A 22511-nucleotide genomic window follows, 5' to 3' on the forward strand; every position below is an offset into this window, starting at 1 on the left:
ATAAATTAAAAAACTCACGCGATAACCCTTTTGTCAACTTAAAACGCCTTAATTGCAAAAGACGTTAAAAAAGCTATTTGACCTCGGCAATTTCGGCAGGACCATAATGCTTTTCTAATGCAGAAGCCACACGCAACATGTTCTCATCTTTAAACGCAGGTGCTATGAGTTGCGCACCAATTGGAAGATTCGTGTCCTCCCCAAATCCAACTGGGAAACTCATTCCACCATTGCCCGCAATGTTGATAGAAATCGTGAACATATCGCTCAAATACATTTGAGCTGGATCTGATATTTCTCCAAACTTAAAAGCAGTGCGCGGAGAAGCTGGTGCCAAAATGCAGTCGACCTTTTCGAAAGCTTGCTTGTAATCATTTGTTATTAATGTACGGACCTGCTGCGCTGGATAGTAATATTGCTCATAAACTCCTGCGCTCAAAAGATAGGACCCTAAGAAGATCCTTCGACGCGCTTCCTTACCAAAGCCTGCTTTGCGGCTGGCTTCATATTGCGAAGCAAGATCAGCATGACCTTCATCGCAGTAGCCATATCTAACTGAATCGAAACGCGCAAGGTTTGAAAATGCCTCGCAAGGCCCTAAAACATAGTATGCAGAAATTGCAGCTTTTGCGTTTGGAAGCTCAATTTCTATAATTTGTGCTCCAGCCTCTTCCAAAACTTTTGCCGTTTCCTCAATTTTGTGTTTTACCTCAGAAGTGAGGCCTTCAGCATCTAGGAATGATTTAACAATTCCAATTTTCATCCCTTTAACGTTGCCGTCAATGACAGTCGTGAAGTCGGTTTTGCTTCCTTGAGAAGTGCAATCCTTTGGGTCTTTTTTACACAGCGAATTCATTGCAAGAGCAGCATCTGCCATCGTTCTTGCAAAAGGACCAACCTGATCAAGAGAACTTCCAAAAGCCACCACTCCATAGCGAGAAACAAGTCCATATGTCGGTTTGATTCCAATAATGCCACAAAGAGAAGCAGGTTGACGAATTGAACCTCCAGTGTCAGAGCCAAGTGCGATTGGAACATATCCCGCAGCTACAGCCGCAGCGCTTCCTCCAGAAGATCCGCCTGGAACACGGCTTGTGTCATGAGGGTTTTTGCTCGGCCCAAACACAGAAGTCTCAGTGGAAGAGCCAAAGGCGAACTCATCCATGTTAAGTTTGCCAATTGGCAAAGCACCTTCCTCAAGCAAGTCTTCAACGCATGTTGCGGTGTAGGTCGATTTGTAGTTCTTTAACATTTGTGAAGAGCAGGTAGTAAATGTGCCCAGCATGTTCATGTTGTCTTTAAAAGCGACAGGCACGCCATCAAGAGTTTTCCCTTCACCAAAAGTGTGGTCCTTAACGCGATCATCAGTTGCTTTAGCGGCATTTAAAGCTGCTTCTTTTGTTATTTCTGTGAAACAATTTAACTTCTGTTCGAGCTCCTCAATCACATTGAAAGTGTTTTCCACAATGTCAGTTGCGCGAAAAGCTCGCTCCTTTAAATGAATCATGTAATCAACAGCAGTAAATGTTTTTGTGTTGAATTGATACATTAACGATCTCCTCCCTCACCAAGAATAGAAGGAATTAAAAATGAACCGTCTCTTGTTTTTGGCGCGTTCTCAAGAGCCTCAACTTGTGAAAACCCTTCAACAGGAACGTCTTCGCGATCAACATTGGAGAGCCCACCAATCGGGTGAAATGTTGGCTCGACACCTTCTAGGTCATACTGGCGAATTGGCTCAAGCTCATCGATAATCGAATTGAGCTCGAAAGTTAGCTTCTCTAACTCACTATCGTCAACTCCAATGCGCGTGTACTCTGCAATTTCACGCATATCATTTTGTGTCAAATGTTCAGTCATAATTAACCCTCACAAACAACTATTTAATTGTCGTTATTAACTTTATCATCACTGGCAGAATGGTCGCCCTGCTTAATGTATCTATTGCGCAACTCTTCGCCATGTCGAGCTTTAGCTTCCCATTCATACTCATTGCCTGCTTTAACCTGGATTGAATCGAAAGGTCTATCAAAAACTTCTCTTTGCCAAAACAAAAGGCCTGCAAGAAACAGTGATGCAAAGCCAACTTGCCAAGTTCCAGAGAAAAGAAATAGCCAGCCTCCAACTGTCATGAGCACAGAAATTGTGACAGCCCAAGCAGTTCGAATTCGCATGACAAGACCAACAGCACAAAGCACGAGCAAAAGGGAAACTAAAACAAGTGGAACACCAACGAACAAAACGCTTAAATCAATCCACGACGTCAACGAAGTAAATGGTGTAAACAAACTTGGGAAGAACGTGAGGAAAATGTTTACGGCACCAACAATGAACACCAACGTTCCCATAACCCATGCAATATCGCGCGCTTTCTGTTCTTCGGTTTCTGACTTTTCTGATTTGAAAAAGCCCGATTGGGAAAGAAGAACAGCGCCAATCGCAAAAGGAATCCAAAACATGATTCCTCGATAAACCAAAGCAATTGCAGTTGATGCACCAATTGGACATCCATAAATGGAAAGGATTGCAATGATGGCTGCTTCAACGACGCCAACTCCTTGAGGCGTAGGACTCAAAAGAACTGAAATTGCTGCAACCGCAAATGCCGCAATTAGCCCTTCTACGTGTTCAAAGCCAAACGCATAGCCAATTGCAACAAGACAAGCCATGTTGAGAACTGCTGAGAGAGATGCATAGGCAATCGTAATTGCTGCGCCCTTTGGATTTTTCGCCAAAAGATTGCTTGTGTTGCGCATTGAGTGACCAATGTGACGACCCCATGCAGGTTTTAGTGATTTTTTGAAAACCCCAAGAATTTTGTTAATAATAATTTCCAAATTCATGAAAATTTTGTAAACAATGCGGGGCTTGAAGTGCCCAAAAAAGAAAAGGCTCGACAAACAAACAAGCACTAATGCGAGCAGCACGCCACCTGCAACAAATAAAGTGTTTGTGTGCCCACTAACAAACATAGTTATGAATCCAGTAACAGAAATCACAAAAACGGCTGCGAAATAGCCTATTTGAGACAAGAGCGCGCCGCCGGTCGCCTGACCAGCATCAAGGCCCTCCCTGTGAGCATCGTCGATGATAAATGCAACGCCAGTCGCCCCGCTAAAAAGGCAAAAAGTGTTGATGAACACAAGGGAGAAAATTAACACGATGTTGTGCCAAATCCCAGTCGCCTTGCCGACGGCTTCAAAGGCTGCGTCATAGGACAATGCCTGCACAAAATGACGCGCGAGCATTAATATGACAGAAACTACGAGGGGAACAAAAGAACCCGTTTTCATTGTGTCTAGAAAATTAGAAAAAAAATCGACATTTGCAAGCAAAGCGCAAACAGCCACAATTCCAACAACAATGAGAAGGGCCTTTTTCATCTTTTCCTTTTTTGAATTGGCGCTTGACCGCACTATACTCGAATTAACCTATCTATATATGATAGACTAAACGCGCATTTGATTTCAATCTAAGGAGAGTTTGATGAAACTTGTTTGTCTAGACATGGAAAATGTAATTTGGCCAGAAATTTGGCCCGAAGTTGCAAAAGCAACCAACGTTCCTGAGCTCTCGAAAACAACACGTGATTATCAAGACACAAATGAGCTTTATGCGATGCGAAGCAAATTCATGAAGGAAAACAAAATCACTCTTTCTACAATTCGTAAAGTCATTGAACAAATGGATCCAATGGAAGGAGCTGTCGATTTCCTAAACGAACTAAAATCATTTGCACAGTTCTGCATTTTGAGTGACACTTTCACACAATTCATCGAGCCAATTCGCAAGAGACTCGACTACCCAACAATCATTTGTAACCAACTTGTCGTTGATGAAAATGACATGGTTATCGGGTGGAACATGCGCTGCGATGAAACTAAACTCTCAACAGTCAAAGCATTTCAAAGCGTCGGCATTGACACTATTTGCTCTGGCGATTCCTACAACGACCTCGGCATGATTCAAGCATCAAAACATGGCTTCCTTTTCAACACAACCGATGAGATTAAGGAAAAATATCCTCAGATACAAACAGCCGACACCTACGATGAACTGCTTGCTCTCATAAAAGAGGCCTGGTTCGCTTAAAAGTTTAAAATACGTGAGCCACCATCGAAAAACGCAGACGTTCACTTCTGCGTAGTGGTGGCTCTCGCCAACCTCATTTACATTACAAACTAATTAAAACAAAGCCAGAATTCGTGCGCCAAGTGCAATCAAGATAAGCTTCTTTAACACGTGTAATTCGTCTGCAGCTCAACGCACTTCAGTCCAGCACGTGCAAAGGTGAACACAAGACGAGCACCTCTAGCTCGCGTGCAAAAAAAAACGAAACATCACAAAGTTATAATTAAAAACAGAAGAAAACAAGAGAATAGGTACAGCAGTTATGTCGCAGCAATTCGAGATGAAGCCTTGCGATAACAGAATTGTTCGGAAGTGCATGGCAGAGCTGAATTTGCCACACTTTATTGTTTCGACGTGCGTTGCGCGAGGCTATGATTCAGCTGAAAAAATAAATAAATATTTAAACCCAAGCATTGAAAGAGACTGGGGGAATCCCCTTGACATTCCAGGAATGGAAGAAGTCGCAAGCAGCTTGCAAAACGCAATTTTAAACAAAAAAAGAATAGTCGTGTTTGGCGATTTCGACCTAGACGGAATTTCGGCAACGACAGTCCTCACACGAGGCCTGCGTGCGCTTGGTGCAAATGTATCACCTTTTATTCCTGACAGATTCAAACATGGTTATGGCTTGTCATTAGAAGCATTCGAAGAATTGAAGCCTTTTAACCCCGACATAATTGTTACCGTTGACTGCGGTATTGCAAACAAAAAAGAAGTTGCAGAAATTGTTGCTAAAGGTGTCGAAGTTATTGTGACCGACCACCACGAATCGGGAGACCTTGTCCCCGAAGGCGTTGTGATTTGTGATCCCAAACACAAGGGAAGCGAAGAAGACTCAACTTTAGCTGGCGTGGGTGTTGCCCTCAAAGTCATTCAGGCAGTGGGTTCTCGCTTTGGATTTCCGCATCTTTGGAGAAGTTACACCGACTTTGCAACGCTTGGGACAATTGCCGACATGATGCCGTTACGCTCGCAAAATCGAGCACTCATAAACGACGGCGTAGAGAAAATCAAAACTCAATGCAGACCATGCCTTAGAGCATTGTTCGAAAGCTCGGGGGTAAACCCGTCAGAAACTAACGCGCATTCTGTTAGTTTTTCATGTGTGCCAAGGCTAAACGCTTCAGGGCGCTTAGGGAAAGCTAATGTTTCTCTCAACTTGCTGTTAAGCGACACCATTGAAGAATCGCTTGAACATGCAAAAGAACTGGACACGCTAAACACTAAGCGTCGAAACATAGAAACAGAACTCTCAAAACTTGCTCTTGAAAAAGCATCTTCAAAATGGGAAGGTCAACGTTGTCTTTGTCTCTCAGGAGAAAATTGGCATGAAGGTGTAAAAGGAATAGTCGCAGCTAGGGTGGTGGATAAATATCAAGTCCCATCCATCATTTTCACGATAGATGGAGATGAGGCCCGCGGAAGTGGAAGAAGTGTTGGAGACATCAATCTGTTCTCGGTCGTAAATGAACAAAGCGACCTTTTAACACGCTATGGAGGACACAAAGGGGCCGTCGGAATAACTCTTCCATCAAAAAATCTCGAAGCATTTGAACAAAGAATGAATGAGTCTCTCAATCAATTTGACGAGGCTAAATTTAAGAAAACAATAAAAATTGACACAGTTGTTTCTCTTGACGAGCTGACTTTAGAAAATGTAAAGATGCTTGAGAAATGCGGTCCATTTGGACAAGAAAACGAAAAGCCTCTGCTCCTAGCAAAAAACGTGACTGAATTTGACGGCCGTCCCGTTGGTGTTTCCGGAAGTCATTATTTATGCAAACTCTCAAACGGGCAATCAAAAATATCTTGCATTGAATTTAACTGTAAAAACATAAAGGAATTGCAAGACTCCAATGCCGTTGTTAATGCAATCTTTTCTGTGGAAACCGAAACTTGGCATGGAACAACAAGCGTGAAAGCAAAAGCTGAGTCTCTTCTTCCACTCACAGAATGCCCTGCTCTTTCATCACTTTGCAGCGATGCTTCTGTTGAATTTATCGAAGGTCTTTTCCAAAACAAGGAAAGCAACAGCAGTAACCAAACAGAGATCTCAAACGATGTGGAAGATGAAAAGTCAACTCGAGATTACTATGAGAATCTTGCCAGGACTAATCCAACTAAAGCATTCGCAGAGATTGTCAAAGAGTTAATTGGCGAACACGATTTACACTCGGCGCAGACGGAATTAATTAATCACCTAAAAGAAGGCGAATCGACGCTTGGAATTATGGCGACTGGTCGAGGTAAATCGCTAGTGTTTCAAACACATGCCGCAATGATTGCTTTATTGAAAAACAAACAAAGCATTTTTGTCTATCCACTTCGCGCTTTAATCGGTGATCAGGAAAACAACATCGAATCGAAACTTAACAAATTTGGCATTAACATCTCCACTCTAAATGGAGAAACTCCTCTAAACAAACGCAATGAAATCTACAAAAGGGTTAAAAGCAAAGACATTGACATCATTTTAACGACACCTGAATATTTGGAGCTACATGTAAACGAGTTAAAATCTGCAGGTGATTTCGGCTTTTTGGTAATTGATGAAGCACATCACGCGGCCGAAATTCCACAATCGCGCGATTCCTACGCAAGCATTCACAAAACAAAAGAACTTTTGGGAAACCCGACCACAATAGCTCTCACTGCGACAGCGCCAAAAGAAATCCAAGAAAGGCTAATGCAGGCGCTGACTCTTAAACACAAAGTTATTGATGATGCAAGCAGAGCTAATTTGAGAATCAACGATCAACGAAACATAGCACACAGAGACGACTACCTTGCGCATTTGCTCGCCCAGGGAAAAAAGACTGTCGTCTATGTCGGAACACGAGAGCAGTCAATTGCCGTCGCAAGACGCCAACGCGCAAGAGTTCCACAGCTTGCACCCTACATCGGGTTTTATAACGCAGGACTTTCACGCATTGAAAGAAAAAGAATCGGGGCACTTTTCAGAAACGACGACATTCAAGTGTTAGTGGCAACTTCTGCTTTTGGAGAAGGAATAGACATTCCAAACATACGAAATGTCGTGTTGTATCACATGCCAACGAACGAAGTAGAGTTCAATCAAATGGCAGGTCGCGCCGGTCGAGATGGAGAAGAATCGTGGATTCATTTGATGTATGGAAAAAGGGACGCAAGCATCAACGAATCGATATTAAACGAACTAGCGCCCGATAGAAATTTCATGGCTGTGATCTACAAGCGCATATTACAAGCCATCAAGGCATCTAAAAGTGGAACTTTTGAACTTGAAAGCGAGCAATTTTCCAAAACAATATCATCTGTTTCTATACAAGGGAAAATTTACAACTCAACTCCAAACATAATTGAAAATGCACTTAAAGTTTTTTGCGAACTCGATTTTTTTGATGACGAAATAAAGTTTTATGGCACTAGAAAAATTCATTTCGTAAAAAGTGGCGACTTAAACAAGAAGTCTGAGCTCACCGACTCGGTAAAATATTGTGAAGGACTATCAGCCCAAGCGGACTTCGCATCATATAGAGACGAAGCGCTTTTTGCTTCAGTTGCTGATTTAACAAACCGCATAACACACCCCATTTTCTGAGAAAATGAGAGGAGATTTAAAATGCAAACTGAATCTATAACAAATCGACCCATCGTTGAAGATCCTGACGTTTTGTTTGAGGAGCTAAAGGCTCTCTGTGCAGAATATATGGAAAGCACCGACCTCGACACCCTGACTGAGGCCTACCACTTTGCAACAAAAATGCATGGAGACCAAAAAAGAAAAAGTGGAGAGCCCTATATAACACATCCTCTCTCAGTAGCAAAAATTCTTGCTGAACTCAGAATGGACATCGAAACTGTGGTTGCAGGAATTCTGCACGACACGGTAGAGGACACGCGTGCATCAAAAGAAGATGTCGCCAAACAGTTCGGTCAAGATGTCGCAAACCTTGTTGACGGAGTGACAAAAATCACCCAAATCGAAGTGAAAAATCTCACTGACGAGCAAGCTGCAACTATCAGAAAAATGCTTGTTGCAATGGGCGAAGACATCCGCGTTATCGTCATCAAACTTGCTGACCGTTTGCACAACATGCGCACAATCAAATCGCTACCTGAAGACCGACGTTTATTCAAAGCACGTGAAACACTAGAAATTTATGCACCAATCGCCCATCGTTTAGGAATCTCCTCAGTCAAATGGGAGTTAGAAGATTTAGCTTTTTATTGGCTTGAACCATCAAAATATAAACAAGTAGAGCGCCTTGTTGCCGATTCTCGAGAAGACCGCGAGGCCTATCTTGAAAACGTTGAAACGCAAATCAAAAACGAACTAGAAAAAGTTCACATCGACGCACGCATTATGGGTCGTCCAAAGCACTTCTATTCTATTTATCAAAAAATGATGAAGAAGGGTAAAGGATTTTCTGAAATATATGACCTCATTGCAGTGCGTTTGATTGTAAATGACATTAAGGACTGCTATGCAGCCCTTGGTGCGATTCACTCATTGTGGTCACCAATTCCAGGTCGATTTAAAGACTACATCGCAATCCCAAAACACAACATGTATCGCTCCCTTCACACGACAGTTATGGGACCAGCAGGACGCCCGCTCGAAGTGCAAATTCGAACAGAGGAAATGCATCGTGCGAGCGAATATGGAGTGGCTGCTCATTGGCGCTACAAAGAAGGCGGCGGAAAAGTTTCACCGAGAGATATCGACGCTCAGCTTTCATGGTTGCGAGAAATGATTGACTGGTCCGACGAATCAGATGATTCACGTGAATTTTTAAAAGACCTAAAAATCGATTTAGAAGAATCTGACATTTATGTGTTCACGCCTGATGGTGACGTTAAAACACTTCGTGCAGGGGCAACTCCAGTTGACTTTGCATATGCTGTTCACACCGAAGTTGGCAACAGATGCATAGGTGCAAAAGTAAATGGAAAAATTGTTCCGCTTTCGCACAAACTTTCAACCGGTGACCGAGTCGAAATTATGACTTCAAAAGTTGCCAACCCGTCTATGGATTGGTTATCCTTTGTTAAAACTCCTTCTGCAAGAAATAAAATTAGGCAACATTTCTCTAAAATTTCTCGAGATAACGACACAATTCAAGGTCGTGAAAAACTTCTTTCAGAAATGCGCAAAAACGGCTATGGCTTGAGCAATGCACGCACTGTAAAAGCGCTTCGTCTCGTCGCAGATGACATGGGCTATCCAACGCCAGAAGCAATGTTTGTGCAAATTGCAAAGGGAAAAGAAAACTCAGAAACTATAGCTGGCAGACTTCTGCAGATTCTTGTTGAGCGTGCAAAAAAAGAAGAGGAAAAGAAAGAAACTCCGACAGCAGTTAGCGGTGCATCGATTGATAGACTTGACATGGTCACGAGCGTGAAGCGCCCAAAAAAACACGAGGCACACTCTTCAAACGGAATAGTCGTTAAGGGAATAGACGATGTTTTAGTGAGACTCTCGCATTGCTGCAATCCTGTTCCAGGAGATGAAATCATTGGATTTGTTACGCGGGGGCGCGGCGTTTCGGTCCACAGGAAAGACTGTCCAAATGCTACTGATCTAATGAGATCGCCAGAACGAATTATTCCTGTTGAATGGGAGAAAACACGCCCTGATGCAATTTATAAAGTTGAAGTGTCAATTAACGCTATCGACAGGGTTGGTTTGCTTCTCGATGTGTCTACAGTGTTTGGTGAAATGGGAATCAATGTCACTTCATGCACGACTAGCACCAAGCAAGCAAGCATATATAACATGATGCTGGGCTTTGAGGTGACAGAACCCAAAATGATAGACTATGTAATTGACAACTTAAGCAAGATTGAGGGTGTTTTCGAGGTCACTCGCGCGCTACCTTCAAACAAGTCAAAAAGAAAGAAAAGGAAGCAATAAATGTTCGATTTAGGAAGAGTTAATGTCGTCGAAGGACTATGCGTCGATGTAGAGTGCCTGGTGCTTGGCATTCTCATGAACAACGTTTACATAATTAGCGACGGAAAGGCAACTTTTGTGGTCGATCCTTCTTGCGACGCCGACAAAATCATGGATGCATTAAATGGAAGAAAATGCGACGCAATTATCATCACCCACGGTCACTGGGATCACATCGGTGGTGCCGCTGATTTGAAAGAAATGACCGGCGCAGAAACTATCTGCTATGAAGACGATAAAGAATGGTGCGAAGAAGGCAATGCAACTGGAACTTCTCGCAAGTCAAAGAGTGTAGAAATCGATCGAACTGTAAAGCACGGAGACGTTATTGAACTCGGTGGCATGAAGTGGAAAGTCATTCACACACCTGGACACACAAAAGGTTCCATGTGCCTGTTCGACATTCCTCAGCATGGGAACCATCCAGACGGGCTTCCTGTTTTAATTGCTGGTGACACACTTTTCCTTGGAAGCACAGGCAGAACTGACTTTGAAGGCGGAAGTGATGATGACATGCGTGCTTCAATTAAAAAGCTCGCAGCTCTTCCAGATGACACAGTTGTTCTTCCAGGTCACCGTTCTATAACAAACATAAAAACTGAACGCAGAGCAACTTTCTGGCGATGGGGAGCTGAACCAAAGCCAGACTTTGTGAAATAAAAACTGCTTCATTAATTTAGAAAATCATCCTTTGTGTTCCCATCTATGGCTGGGAACACAAAGGCGCGGTTACAGTCGAAGAAATAGGAACGAATTATGAACAAATCACTTGCTAAAGAAAACTCAGAACTCACAATTCTTGTAACTGGCGGAGCAGGGTTTATTGGATCGCACACCTGCGTTGAACTGTTAGAACAAAATTTTAAAGTGGTGATTGTTGATGATCTGAGCAACGCAAGCAAAATTGCTGTTGACCGAATCAGACAAATTGTTGGCATTGCAAAAGATTCTCCACGTCTTAAGTTTTATCAAGAGTCAGTTCTTGATGCGCGTGCGTTAGAGAAGATATTCGAAGAAAATGAAATTGACGCAATCATTCATTTTGCGGCATTTAAAGCCGTGGGAGAGTCAGTAGAGAAGCCTCTCGAATATTATCAAAACAATTTGGGTGGTGCATTAACAGTGCTTCTAACTGCAAAAAAACATGGAGTTAAGAACTTCGTGTTCAGTTCTAGTGCGACAGTATATGGTGAACCTGACAGCGTTCCGCTGTTTGAAACTTCTCCAAAACACGACGCAACAAATCCATATGGTTGGACAAAAACCATGAACGAGCAAATCCTCATGGACACTGCGAAAAGTGATGAAGAATGGAACATTGTTCTGCTTCGTTATTTCAACCCCATTGGAGCCCATGAGAGCGGTCTCATTGGAGAAGACCCACAAGGTATTCCGAACAACCTTGTCCCCTATGTCGCAAAAGTTGCTGTTGGAGCACTTGACAGCGTTGGTATTTTTGGTGATGACTATCCAACACCTGACGGAACGGGCGTGCGCGACTACATACACGTCGTTGACCTCGCAAAAGGCCATGTTAGCGTGCTAGCCTGGATGGGTGGGAAATGCGGAACAGACGCTGGGCACGATCGACGTGGTTGTGAAGTTTTCAACTTGGGAACAGGCAAAGGATCAAGCGTTCTTGAAGTCATCCATGCTTTTGAAAAGGCTTGCGGCCACGAAATTAAATATGAAATCAAACCTAGGCGCGCTGGTGACATCGCAATAAATTATGCAAATGCCGACAAAGCCAAAAAAGAGTTTGGCTGGGTTGCAGAAAAAAACCTAAATGACATGTGCATAGACTCATGGAATTGGCAATCCAAAAATCCTAACGGTTATTGTGAATAAACAAAAGCAAGAAAGGCTTCGCTAAGAAGCCTTCTTTTTGCTACAAACAGCAATTCACGCTATAATGATTTAGTCTTAAAGACATTCTTCGCGGGTGTAGTTCAATGGTAGAACACGAGCTTCCCAAGCTTGCGACGCGGGTTCGATTCCCGTCACCCGCTCCATTCTATAAGGAATAAATCCACGCTATATTTTGTCTCAAAAAGTCTGCGAATGACGAGTGCAGTTGATTCTATTCTCTCATTTATCGCTGGTTTCAGCTTTCAAGGGAGAAGCTGGAAAGCAAAGAAAAACAGTGAGTTTTCTCTCATTTGCTGTCCTCGTTGCTAAGCTCTTGAGTCCTTCGTGGAATAATTAGACCTTGCGAAACAGCATGAACCGCCAAACGCAAAATGCTGTCATATCCTGTCTTAGCAAGTATCTCTGAAATGTAGCGCTTTACCGTGCTTTCACTCATGTAAAGCGCAGCTGCAACTTCCTTTCGAGATTTAGCTTCGCAAACGAGTCTCAATATGTTTATTTCTGTTGGAGTCAACAACGCTGCGCTAGAAAGAATGTTCTTTTTTTCGTTTGGAAATGTTGAATAGCCGTTCATAGTTGAGCGTATCACGCCAATTAGCTCTTCTGTCCCAACATTTTTATAAACAAAACTATGTGCCCCAGCTGCTTTAGCCCCTTCTATAAACGTTATCTCCGGCATTCCCGTCATAATTACGACCTTAACATCAGGATAGTCTTCTCGAATTCGCTTAGCGCATTCAATTCCAATTTCTCCATCCTCAGAACATACATCAAGCAAGGCAAGGTTCGCATCTGTGCTATCCAGCACTCTAAGCCCAGCGGATGCGTCTGGCACAGCAGCAACGACCTCCATATCCTCCTGTAAATTTAGTGTACAAGCAAGCGTTTCTCTCAAAATAACTTGATCTTCTGCCAGAAGAATCTTAATCATTCGACCACCTCGTTTGCTAGAAGTTAAACTACTACTGTAAATGGACTAAGAGAAGAAATTTCGAAACTCCCTCCAACAGATTTGACAATCGATCTCATTTGTTGAATCCCTGTGCCTTCGAAGACTGCCTCCCCAGAAAAATTCCCATCACTATAAATTGATACCGAAATAAAATTTTCTTCTTTCATTATTTCAACATAAACGTTTTTTGCATTAGCATGTTTGAGTGCATTAAGAGATGATTCTCTAACTATTGCCACAAATACAGGAAATGAAGGATTCTCCCTAGGAAAATTGCCTGACAGGTGAATTGAAACATTCACCAAAGAAAAGGCATCTATGAGCAATGACAAAGCATCTCCATGTTGATCCTCATGCTCGCTAAACGAAGATTTGATGCTTGTAACTAATTGCGATATTCTTTCCACAGCTTGAGGATTGTCGATACCCGATTCTAAATAACGATGCAAAATGCTCATCCGATGCCCAATCTCTTCATGAACTCGTAGTTTTAGTTCATTTTCAGCATCTCTTTGAGCCGTCAATTCAATTTCTTGAAGAGCTTCTTTCAATTGAACATTAGAGGCTTCAAGCTCTAGGTTTGCATGACGGATAGATTCATTTAGTTCTTCTTGTTCAGTTACATCAACAGCCACGATTTGGACCGCTTTAACCCCGTGTAGCGTAACTTCTCTTCTCATAAACTGACGAATTTCCCCAGGAGCAACACGCATAGTCAACGATTGAGAATCCCTATTAAGCCTGATTCCATATTCATTTAGAGCGCAATTTATCATATCGTCCCAAACGTTAGTCTCAACAAAGAGATGACCTTTGATGCCAAGATTTATGAGAGTTCTCCTCATGGTGTCGTTCATGAGCAAAGTTCCTTTTCTCTTCGAGGAATAAAGAACCCCTTCAGGCAGTTTTTTAATCGCTTCTCCTGGAGACAGGCGAGATAAATGAAGCGATTGCCTCTTGAACCCCAGAGCAAGCGACGATGAAATGCGAAAAATAAAAAATGAACAATCCATAAATAGTAAAACCCAGCTATATGAATAACAAAGAGCAATAACGGGGGGCGTGCACATTAACACCATAACAAGCTCTAAACTCATAATTGGTTTCTTGTGTTTAATTGCAAGGAAAGCACCGAAAGAGAAAATGACCAAATTTAACCAGAGAAGAGGTTCGATTGGAACCGAAAACAACTTGATTCGGTAAAGAATTTCTCCATAGTTAAAATGAGCAGAATTTGCTACAGCACAAGCTAACACCAAATGAAACGCTAATAGAAATTCATATAAGACAACCCCCGATAAGCGGTCATCAGTTTCACAAAAAGCAGTCTGAAGTGCATAATACGTTTGCCCAAAAGCGGCGATATAGAAAAAAATGGTCAGAAGAATGAGAGTTGTCTCATTTAAGGAAAACAAAAATTCCAAAATCACTCACCCCTCATTTTTTTATCAGCACTACAAAAAGTAGAATCATTTATTTTGCCATCGCAACAAGTAACATCTTTTCCTCCTGATTCCACATGTCCAGCAACCGTCACAATCTGTGAAATATCAATGTCATTTAGAAGAGATGAAGGCATTTTTGAGAATGACGATAACTTCATGTTCTTCTTCCGTCACCTCTATAAAAACATGAGCGGCTTTGAGCTGAACCGTCAATAATTGGAAACTCCTCGCTAAGTTATTTGAGCAAGCACTAGAGAAAGTCTCAAACGCAAGTCTGAGTTCTATATCATTTGCCTGTCGCTGTTTAATAAAAATCATTAAAGCAGAAACTTTTGCATCGAAAGCAAGACGCGAAAAACCATAAATGAAATCGTATATAAAAGTGACTTTTTCTACTGGTAGCGACTCATTAATTTCTACAAAAGCAGCACTGTCTATTCCAAGAGAACTGAAATCAGATGTTATTTCATGAAGAAGAAGTTGCATTTGGCCAAGATTAAAAACATGATCTTTATGTGCGGAAATTACGAGATTTCCTTTACGCTTGCAATATGCTGTCAAGAACTTCACCTGCTCAAGAACTTCTCTTCTTCTCTGTATATCGTCGGGACTATCACTTGCGGGCAAGTTCTTGACCAATTCCTCAATCTTTAAAAAAATGTCATGTAACGAACGCTCTATAGCAGAAACTAATGACTGTTTGCAGTCATTCAAGGCAAGCAACTTTCTTGTCGCTTGTGCACGTTCTAGAACTTCCTTGTGCAAATAAAGCTGGTTTTGTTTGGCCTTTAATTCTTGACGCCGCTTGTTTATAGCCCCAACATCAATAGTTGATACAGCAGTTCCGCCAGCAATAGGAAATGATCTAATCATAATGTTCGAATTATTGTTGTCTAAACAGGAAGTGATTGAATCTGAAGAAGCCAGCGCGGAAACAACATTTTCTGAAACAACGGGTGAGACATCTGCTTCTTTAGTTGAGAACTGCATTTTTTTATCTTTCGAAAATAGCTTTACATTAAAAGGAAGTGCATAAAAAGCTTCGTCATAATGCAAATAGGAAGGAAAAATTCCGAAATCAAGAGATAGCTCGATGGCTACTAAAACTAGAACAGAATAAACAAGCGCAATGTTGGTTTTAAAAAGAAAGTATTGTCTGAAAACATAAAGAAAACAATAGGAAACAGCAACAATGGCAATTATTGTTATCGGAATAAAAGCAGGTCGAAGTCGATTTTTTGACGCTGGTACAATCAATACAAAAAACGACCCATATAAACCTAATATCCAAAACAAGACTAACCAATAACCCCAGTTATAGGAATAATTCCCCGACCATCCAACATCAGCGAAATTAAAGTCAAAAACCTGTTGATGAAAATTGTTGGTTAGAATAAAAAATACCAATGCAATGCTAATGAAAAGAACAACTTTTCGTGAAACCAACCCTGCCACAGTGTTTTCAACACACACAGCGCGAAGCGAGCTTGAAAAGCAAAGCGCTGGAACAAAAATCATTGGTACGTAATAGAGATACCAGCAAATTGATGAAAACAGGTCGTTTCGGCTTGGATATTTTATTAACACAAGCAGCATCCACATCGCAAGAAGTCCAGCTATAGCAACGAAACGTCGCCGTATATAGGCATCAGGACAACGAGCTGCAATAGAAAAAGCCCAAAAAGAAAAGAGTGGTCCCATTAAGAGCATCAATCCTGAAGTGCTTGAAGAGCCAGTCCCCATAACAGTAAATTCAGGATTATCAAAAGGCAATAGAATTTGAAAGCTCACGAGCGAGATAAAAATGAGCAGGCCTACGCACCCCGCAACGGTTAGTACTTTTCTCTTAAAACCAGCAAGTCGGTGTGCAAAAAACTCGCCCATAACCCTCCATAACCTTAATAATTAAATATTGACTAATTGGTTAGAAAGTCCTCTGTAACAAAGTAGTCAAGTTTTAAATCATTTTTATCTATTGGGACGTCGTTAACTTTTTGGACCTCAAAAGCAACTCCAATTTTTGGAATATAAGAGGGAAGTCTGCGCAGATAGCGGTCATAGAAACCTCCTCCATAGCCCAAACGATTAAGCATGTTATCGAATGCTACTACTGGGCAAATAATCAAATCTATTGCTTCAGGTGCAACGACTTCAAAATCGTCAATTGAAAACTTGTCAAGTTGACTAAACTGCGTGTCATAACTTGTAAATTCCATGTGGCCCTTCTCGTCATTAACAATAAAAGGCTTGCAAACATTTATGTCAAATACTTTAGCAGAGTTTACAAATTCTGATAGATCAACCTCTCCTTCCATCGCGTCATAAACCGCAATAGTTAGATGGCTAAATCCCCCGGAATTTAAGTCTGACTTCATTTGTAAATCAAGACAACTTGCATCTAGTTTGGGGTTAGTTAGAAACTGACTTGAAAGCGACTCGCATATTTTTGAACTAAAAGAAGCAACTTGCTCCCTCGTAAGCGCATTTCTGCGCTTGAGAACAAGTTGCCTTAACTCCGTTTTTCTATTTTTAATAGCCTCGTTATTTTGCAACGACGTTTACCAATCGCCCAGGGACGAAAATTTCTTTCACGACTGTTTTACCTTCGAGATCTTGCGAAATTGCCTCTTTTGCTCTCGCTATTGCTGTCTCTTTCTCACAGTCAGCAGGAATCATGATTCTGGCTTTGACCTTGCCAAGAAGTTGGACTGCAATTTCGACTTCATCTGCAACACAAAGAGCCTCATCAAATGATGGCCAAGTTGCCTCGGTTGCTCTGCCCCCAGTTTTAATTAAATCGCGATAGAGCTGATCGCAGAAATGAGGTGTCATCGGGAACAAAAGTTCGACAATAGTTTCTGCAACATCATCGCAAAGGTCTTTCAATTGTTTGTCATTTTCACGCAAATTTTTAGAATTCGAACGTAGGAAAGCACCAATTGCATTCGATAGTTCCATGATTGAAGCAATCGCAGTGTTGAAATTGTTTCGCTTAAAGTCTTCCGTAACTTTTTTCACAGTTGCATGGCGAACTCGAATGAGATCTTTTGCAGTAACTTCAGCTTTTCCTGCCTGGGTCTCTTCAAAGAAAGTCTCTTCTCCAGCATTTCCTTTGAGATCGTAGACTTGACGCCAAACTCGTTTCAAGAATTTAAGCATCCCAGCAAGGCCATCTTCGTTCCAGAGTTTCTCTTTGTCTGGAGGCCCCATAAAAAGAACAGCAGCTCGCACAGCATCAGCGCCATATTTCTTAATCATTTCCTCGGGAGAAACGACATTTCCCTTCGACTTGCTCATTACCTCACCGTTAGAATCAAGAACCATTCCTTGACAAAGAAGATTCTCAAACGGTTCATCAAAGTCGACCATACCCAAATCGCGACAGACTTTCGTGAAGAAGCGCGAATAGAGAAGATGCAAAATAGCATGCTCAATGCCACCGATATATTGATCTACTGGCAACCATTTGTTCGCAAGCTCAGGCGAAAATGGTTCCTTGTCATTGTGTGGGTCAGCATAACGCAAATAGTACCAGCTAGAGCAAGTAAATGTGTCCATTGTGTCGGTCTCGCGATGTGCAGGCGCACCACAAACTGGACATGTGCATTCTGCAAAAGACTTGTGTGTGGCAAGAGTTTCACCATTAGACAAGTCGATGTCTTCAGGCAGAAGAACTGGCAAATCTTTTTCTGGAACAGGAACAACACCACACTTTTCACAATGGATTGCAGGAATAGGGTTGCCCCAATAACGCTGGCGTGAAATGAGCCAATCGCGCAAACGATATTCCGTCGTCCTGTGGCCCGCCTTTTTCTCCTCCAGGAAATCGACGATTTTTTTCTCACCTTCAGAATGCTTGCCGCCAACAAGGCCAGTAAAATCACCAGATTGAACTAGCACGCCTTCAGCTTCCATTGCCTGTTCCCAGTCAACAGAAGTAACTACTCGATTTTTTTCTCCATGTAACTGTTCAAACAGAGGGTCATCTTCCTTCAAAATAATAGGAATTATTGGAAGGTCATATTTTTTTGCAAATTCAAAGTCACGTTGGTCACCACAAGGAACTGCCATAACAGCACCAGTACCATAATCAGCAACAACATAATCAGCAACCCACACAGGAACAAGCTCCCCGTTGACTGGATTTTTAACATAACGTCCAGTGAAAACACCATGTTTTTCATGGTCTCCTTGAGCACGTTCAACCGCCGAAACTTTTGCAGCTTTCTCTGCAAACTCAATCACTTCGGATTCTTTATCAGTGCCATGAACAAGATCATGCAACCCTGCATATTCTGGAGCCAAGACAAAGAAAGAACATCCAAACAATGTGTCGGCGCGGGTAGTGAATACCGTGATTGTCTCACCGTCAGCAGGAGTAGTAACCCCATCTAATGGCTCAACAACAAAGTCAACATTAGCGCCTTCGCTCTTGCCAATCCAGTTTGCTTGCTGCTGCTTTACGTTTGCAGGCCAACCAGGAAGTTTTTCGAGATCGTCAAGCAATTCTTCTGCATAATCGGTGATTTTGAAATACCACTGAGTTAAATTTCGCTTTTCAACAACGCTTGAGCAACGCCAACAAACGCCCTCTGTAACCTGCTCGTTAGCAAGGACAGTCTTGCATTTTGGGCACCAATTGACTGGAGATTCACGCCTTTCTACGAGGCCTTTCTTCCAAAATTCTAAGAAGAGCTTTTGTCCCCATTTGTAATACTCTGGGTCGCAAGTGCGAACTATGCGATCCCAATCATAGGAAAAACCCATTCGTTTAAAACTTGCAAGCTGGGTGTCTATGTTGGAATAGGTCCATTTTGATGGATGAGTGTTGTGCTTAATAGCGGCGTTTTCGGCAGGCAAACCAAAAGCGTCCCAACCAATTGGATGCAAAACCTCAAAACCACACATTCTCCAATAGCGAGCAAGACAGTCTCCATAGGTGTAGTTTGAAACGTGCCCCATGTGGATGTCTCCCGATGGATATGGAAACATCTCGAGGATGTATTTTTTTGGCTTGGTGGAGTTCTCGTCTACATGGTTAGCACCTTCCGCTTCCCACGCAGCTTGGATTGATTCCTCAACAACTGACGGATTGTATTCTTTCATATTCTTCCCTTATAACTTGAATTTTCAAGAGTTATTCTATCATGCACAGCGCACTTCGATTAATTTGCGCAACTCATCAATTCCCGTTTTTTTCTCTGCAGAAGTAACAATCACAGGCACATCTCTTCCAAGTTCAAGCAATCGCATAATGCGTTGCTTATTCGCATTGGACTTCTGTTTACTGAGCTTGTCGGCTTTCGTCAAAACCACTGCAAAAGGCGCATCAACATCTTTTAAAAATTGAATCATCGTAAAATCTAGATCGCTTGGGTCATGACGAATGTCAATCAAACAAACTGCCAGCACTAAATTACGTTCCTGATTAAAATATTCTTCGATTAAATCAGCCCAGCGATCGAGCTCAGACTGCGAAACTTTCGCAAATCCATATCCAGGTAAATCAACAAAATCGACACCATCAACATCAAAGAAATTGATAGTAGCAGTTTTTCCAGGCTTCGAAGAAACTTTTGCAAGGTTTTTTCTGTTCAAAAGCGAGTTTAAAAGCGATGATTTGCCAACATTTGACCTTCCTGCAAATGCTACTTCGCAAGTTTTGCTTACTGGCAACTGAGAGGAAACGCCATAGCTTGCCGTATATTTTGCTTTATTGAAATTCAAAATTAGCAACTCCAAACATCGCGAGAAAAAACATGTCCCAAAGAAACATCCAACAAACATCTAACCATAATCAAAGCAAAGTTCGCCTGATTAGCGCATTACCACCAAAAACCTTAAAAGAGCATCTCAGTCCTCAAAGTTTTATATAACTAAGGGGCCCAAATTCAAAAGAGCCCCTCACAAAAGCAAATTTATTTTACCAGCCCCCTAGTGAAGCTGTGCGTTTGATGCATATGTGTTTGAATCGCGAATTGTAACGTCGTGAGCACCGCCTTCAACAATTGACGTGCTTGAAACGAGAGTGAGTTTCGCTTTCTTCTGAAATTCAGGGATTGATAGCGCCCCGCAGTTGCACATAGTTGACTTAATTTTCAGCAAGGTAACTGCCATGTTGTCATGCAAAGAGCCAGCATAAGGAACATAGGAATCAACGCCCTCCACAAAAGAAAGACCTTTTTTCTCGCCACCAAGGTCATAGCGCTGCCAGTTGCGAGCACGGGCAGAACCTTCGCCCCAATACTCCTTCATGTAATTTCCGTTAACCATAACTTTGTTTGAAGGAGACTCATCGAAACGGGCAAAGTAACGACCAAGCATCACAAAGTCGCTTCCCATCGCAAGCGCAAGCGAAATGTGGTGGTCATACACAATTCCACCATCTGAGCAAATTGGAATGTATTCACCTGTTTCTTCGAACCACTCGTCACGTGCTTTTGCAACTTCAATCACGGAAGTAGCCTGGCCACGCCCAATTCCCTTTGTTTCACGAGTGATGCAAATTGAACCGCCGCCAATGCCAATCTTTATGAAGTCTGCTCCATTTTCAGCAAGGAAACGGAAACCTTCCCTGTCGACAACGTTTCCAGCTCCTACTTTGACATCGTTTCCATAATGCTCACGAATCCATTGCAAAGTATATTTTTGCCAATCAGAAAAACCTTCCGAAGAATCAATGCACAACACGTCTACTCCTGCATCGACGAGCGCAGGGACGCGATCGGCATAATCGCGAGTGTTGATTCCTGCACCAACCATAAATCGTTTGTCAGCGTCCAACAACTCATTAGGATTTGATTTGTGAGAGTCGTAATCTTTGCGAAAAACAAGTGATGACAAGCAACCATTTTTATCAACAATTGGAAGAGTGTTTAGCTTATGATCCCAAATAATGTCATTTGCTTCTTTTAAAGTGGTGTCGGTGTTGCCCATGATGAGCTTTTCAACAGGGGTCATGAACGTTTCAACTTTTTCTGTTCCATCCATTCGGCTTGGACGATAGTCGCGCGAAGCCACCAGTCCCAAAAGCTTCCCATGAGAAGTCCCATCACTAGTGACTGGCATTGTTGAGTGGCCAAAACGCTCCTTCAAAGCAAGCACATCGCTGAGTGTCATGTCAGGCTTTAGATTTACGTCCGACTCAACAAAACCAGCCTTGTGATCTTTAACGCGTCTGACCATTGCAGCCTCATCCTCAATTGTTTGAGATCCATAGATAAATGACATTCCGCCCTCTTTCGCGAGAGCAACAGCCATTTTGTCATCTGAAACAGACTGCATGATTGCAGAAATCATAGGAGAAGCCAAACAAATTGGGCAATCCTCCTTTCCTTTTTTATATTTAACAAGAGGTGTTTTTAAAGAAACAGCAGCAGGAATGCACTCTGAAGAGGAATAGCCCGGAACCAAAAGATACTCATTAAATGTGCGTGATTGCTCTTCAAAATATTCAGCCATACTACTCTCCTTTTCCCGTCGAAACTTTTTTGTAATTATAAAACAAGGCAACAAAAAAAGACGGCCCTAAAGCCGTCTTTTGTAGCCATTTGCTGGTCAAATTTAAAATTTCTGATGTATTTGTTTTGGAGCGAAGCAAATAGGGCACTTCTCAAAATCGTCGCCTTTGTGAATATATCCACAAATTGGGCAAAGATAATAGGAATCATCGTCAGGATTGTCGATGTTGTTGTAGGCATCGAGATAGAGTTCTGCATGAACCGCCTCAGCAAGTTTTGCACGAGTAAAGACGAGCTCAGCCGCTTTGTCGCCCTCTTCCTGAGCAACTTTAATGAAAGTTGGATACATGTCAGAAGTCTCATAAATCTCGCCGTTTGCTCCAGAAATGAGATTTACATCTGTTTCGTGTGTTTCAATGCCGGTTGGAGGCTCAGGTGCCACATAGCCTGGTTCCTTCTTTTTGATTTCATTTGTTTCAAGTTTGATGTGGATTTGCTCAGCTGCGCTTGTTGCTTTGAAAAGACGCGCAAGCTGTGAATAGCCCTGTTGCTCAGCTGCTGCAGAAAATGCTGCATATTTTGCGCTTGCTCCAGTTTCGCCGCAAACAGCTGCTTTCAAATTGTCGAGGGTAGTCCCAGCCTCAGTCTTAGTGTCAGCAACTACATTAAAGTTTGTTGCATTTGCTGCAGATGGCATTTCTGCTCTTGCTTTCATAACC

The 22511-nt window shown here is 42.2% G+C and carries 16 protein-coding genes and 1 tRNA gene; 6 read left to right on the plus strand and 11 right to left on the minus strand.

What is annotated here, in order from left to right; translation table 11 throughout:
* Window positions 1-73: 73 nt before the first annotated feature.
* The 3 genes from gatA to FXZ76_RS01030 are packed head-to-tail and all read right to left on the minus strand — an operon-like array spanning window position 74 to window position 3383.
* The gene (gene gatA / locus FXZ76_RS01020; protein WP_079535280.1) at window positions 74-1549 is read right to left on the minus strand and encodes an Asp-tRNA(Asn)/Glu-tRNA(Gln) amidotransferase subunit GatA; all 1476 of its coding nucleotides are present in this window, start codon (window positions 1547-1549) and stop codon (window positions 74-76) included.
* Window positions 1549-1860: an Asp-tRNA(Asn)/Glu-tRNA(Gln) amidotransferase subunit GatC gene (gene gatC / locus FXZ76_RS01025; RefSeq protein ID WP_079535281.1), complete on the minus strand. Its 312-nt coding sequence runs from the start codon at window positions 1858-1860 to the stop codon at window positions 1549-1551. The genes gatA and gatC overlap by 1 nt, the downstream gene beginning before the upstream one ends.
* A gap of 23 nt (window positions 1861-1883) precedes the next feature.
* Entirely contained in the window at window positions 1884-3383 is a 1500-nt protein-coding gene (locus FXZ76_RS01030; RefSeq protein ID WP_079535282.1) for a lysylphosphatidylglycerol synthase transmembrane domain-containing protein, read from the minus strand.
* A 103-nt stretch (window positions 3384-3486) separates the two neighbouring features.
* On the opposite strand from FXZ76_RS01030, the gene thrH reads away from it, so the two are divergent.
* From thrH to FXZ76_RS01060, 6 genes are all read left to right on the plus strand, one after another.
* On the plus strand, window positions 3487-4092 hold the full coding sequence (thrH, locus tag FXZ76_RS01035; protein ID WP_079535283.1) for a bifunctional phosphoserine phosphatase/homoserine phosphotransferase ThrH: 606 nt from the start codon (window positions 3487-3489) through the stop codon (window positions 4090-4092).
* 301 nt (window positions 4093-4393) lie between these two features.
* Complete coding sequence (recJ, locus tag FXZ76_RS01040; protein ID WP_079535284.1) at window positions 4394-7711, plus strand: single-stranded-DNA-specific exonuclease RecJ; 3318 nt, start codon at window positions 4394-4396, stop codon at window positions 7709-7711.
* A gap of 21 nt (window positions 7712-7732) precedes the next feature.
* Window positions 7733-10027 (plus strand): RelA/SpoT family protein, encoded by a 2295-nt coding sequence (locus tag FXZ76_RS01045; RefSeq protein WP_079535285.1) that lies wholly within the window; start codon window positions 7733-7735, stop codon window positions 10025-10027.
* Window positions 10028-10726 (plus strand): MBL fold metallo-hydrolase, encoded by a 699-nt coding sequence (locus FXZ76_RS01050; RefSeq protein ID WP_079535286.1) that lies wholly within the window; start codon window positions 10028-10030, stop codon window positions 10724-10726.
* A 93-nt stretch (window positions 10727-10819) separates the two neighbouring features.
* Window positions 10820-11914 (plus strand): UDP-glucose 4-epimerase GalE, encoded by a 1095-nt coding sequence (gene galE, locus FXZ76_RS01055; RefSeq protein WP_462933108.1) that lies wholly within the window; start codon window positions 10820-10822, stop codon window positions 11912-11914.
* Between the two features lie 90 nt (window positions 11915-12004).
* Window positions 12005-12078 (plus strand) — tRNA-Gly (locus FXZ76_RS01060).
* Between the two features lie 143 nt (window positions 12079-12221).
* Here the strand turns inward: FXZ76_RS01060 and FXZ76_RS01065 are convergent.
* The 8 genes from FXZ76_RS01065 to ngr all read right to left on the minus strand — a co-directional run bounded on the left by FXZ76_RS01065 (window position 12222) and on the right by ngr (window position 22507).
* On the minus strand, window positions 12222-12866 hold the full coding sequence (locus FXZ76_RS01065; RefSeq protein ID WP_079535288.1) for a response regulator transcription factor: 645 nt from the start codon (window positions 12864-12866) through the stop codon (window positions 12222-12224).
* Window positions 12867-12889: 23 nt separating this feature from the next.
* A complete protein-coding gene (locus FXZ76_RS01070) occupies window positions 12890-13984 on the minus strand; it encodes a sensor histidine kinase (protein WP_147571483.1) in 1095 nt (364 codons plus the stop codon).
* Window positions 13985-14443: 459 nt separating this feature from the next.
* Complete coding sequence (locus FXZ76_RS01075) at window positions 14444-16216, minus strand: hypothetical protein (protein ID WP_079535290.1); 1773 nt, start codon at window positions 16214-16216, stop codon at window positions 14444-14446.
* Between the two features lie 32 nt (window positions 16217-16248).
* The gene (locus FXZ76_RS01080; protein ID WP_079535291.1) at window positions 16249-16884 is read right to left on the minus strand and encodes a 5-formyltetrahydrofolate cyclo-ligase; all 636 of its coding nucleotides are present in this window, start codon (window positions 16882-16884) and stop codon (window positions 16249-16251) included.
* Window positions 16874-19438 carry a leucine--tRNA ligase gene (gene leuS / locus FXZ76_RS01085; protein WP_079535292.1) on the minus strand — a complete coding sequence of 855 codons (2565 nt, stop codon included), beginning with the start codon at window positions 19436-19438 and terminating at the stop codon, window positions 16874-16876. Before leuS ends, FXZ76_RS01080 begins: the two co-directional genes overlap by 11 nt.
* A gap of 39 nt (window positions 19439-19477) precedes the next feature.
* A complete protein-coding gene (yihA, locus tag FXZ76_RS01090) occupies window positions 19478-20059 on the minus strand; it encodes a ribosome biogenesis GTP-binding protein YihA/YsxC (RefSeq protein ID WP_079536827.1) in 582 nt (193 codons plus the stop codon).
* A gap of 207 nt (window positions 20060-20266) precedes the next feature.
* Window positions 20267-21793, minus strand: a complete 1527-nt coding sequence (locus tag FXZ76_RS01095) for an IMP dehydrogenase (protein WP_079535293.1) — start codon at window positions 21791-21793, stop codon at window positions 20267-20269.
* A 102-nt stretch (window positions 21794-21895) separates the two neighbouring features.
* On the minus strand, window positions 21896-22507 hold the full coding sequence (gene ngr / locus FXZ76_RS01100) for a nigerythrin (protein WP_079536829.1): 612 nt from the start codon (window positions 22505-22507) through the stop codon (window positions 21896-21898).
* Window positions 22508-22511: the final 4 nt, after the last annotated feature.

The organism is Phoenicibacter congonensis (genome assembly GCF_902386915.1).
Lineage (GTDB): Bacteria > Actinomycetota > Coriobacteriia > Coriobacteriales > Eggerthellaceae > Phoenicibacter > Phoenicibacter congonensis.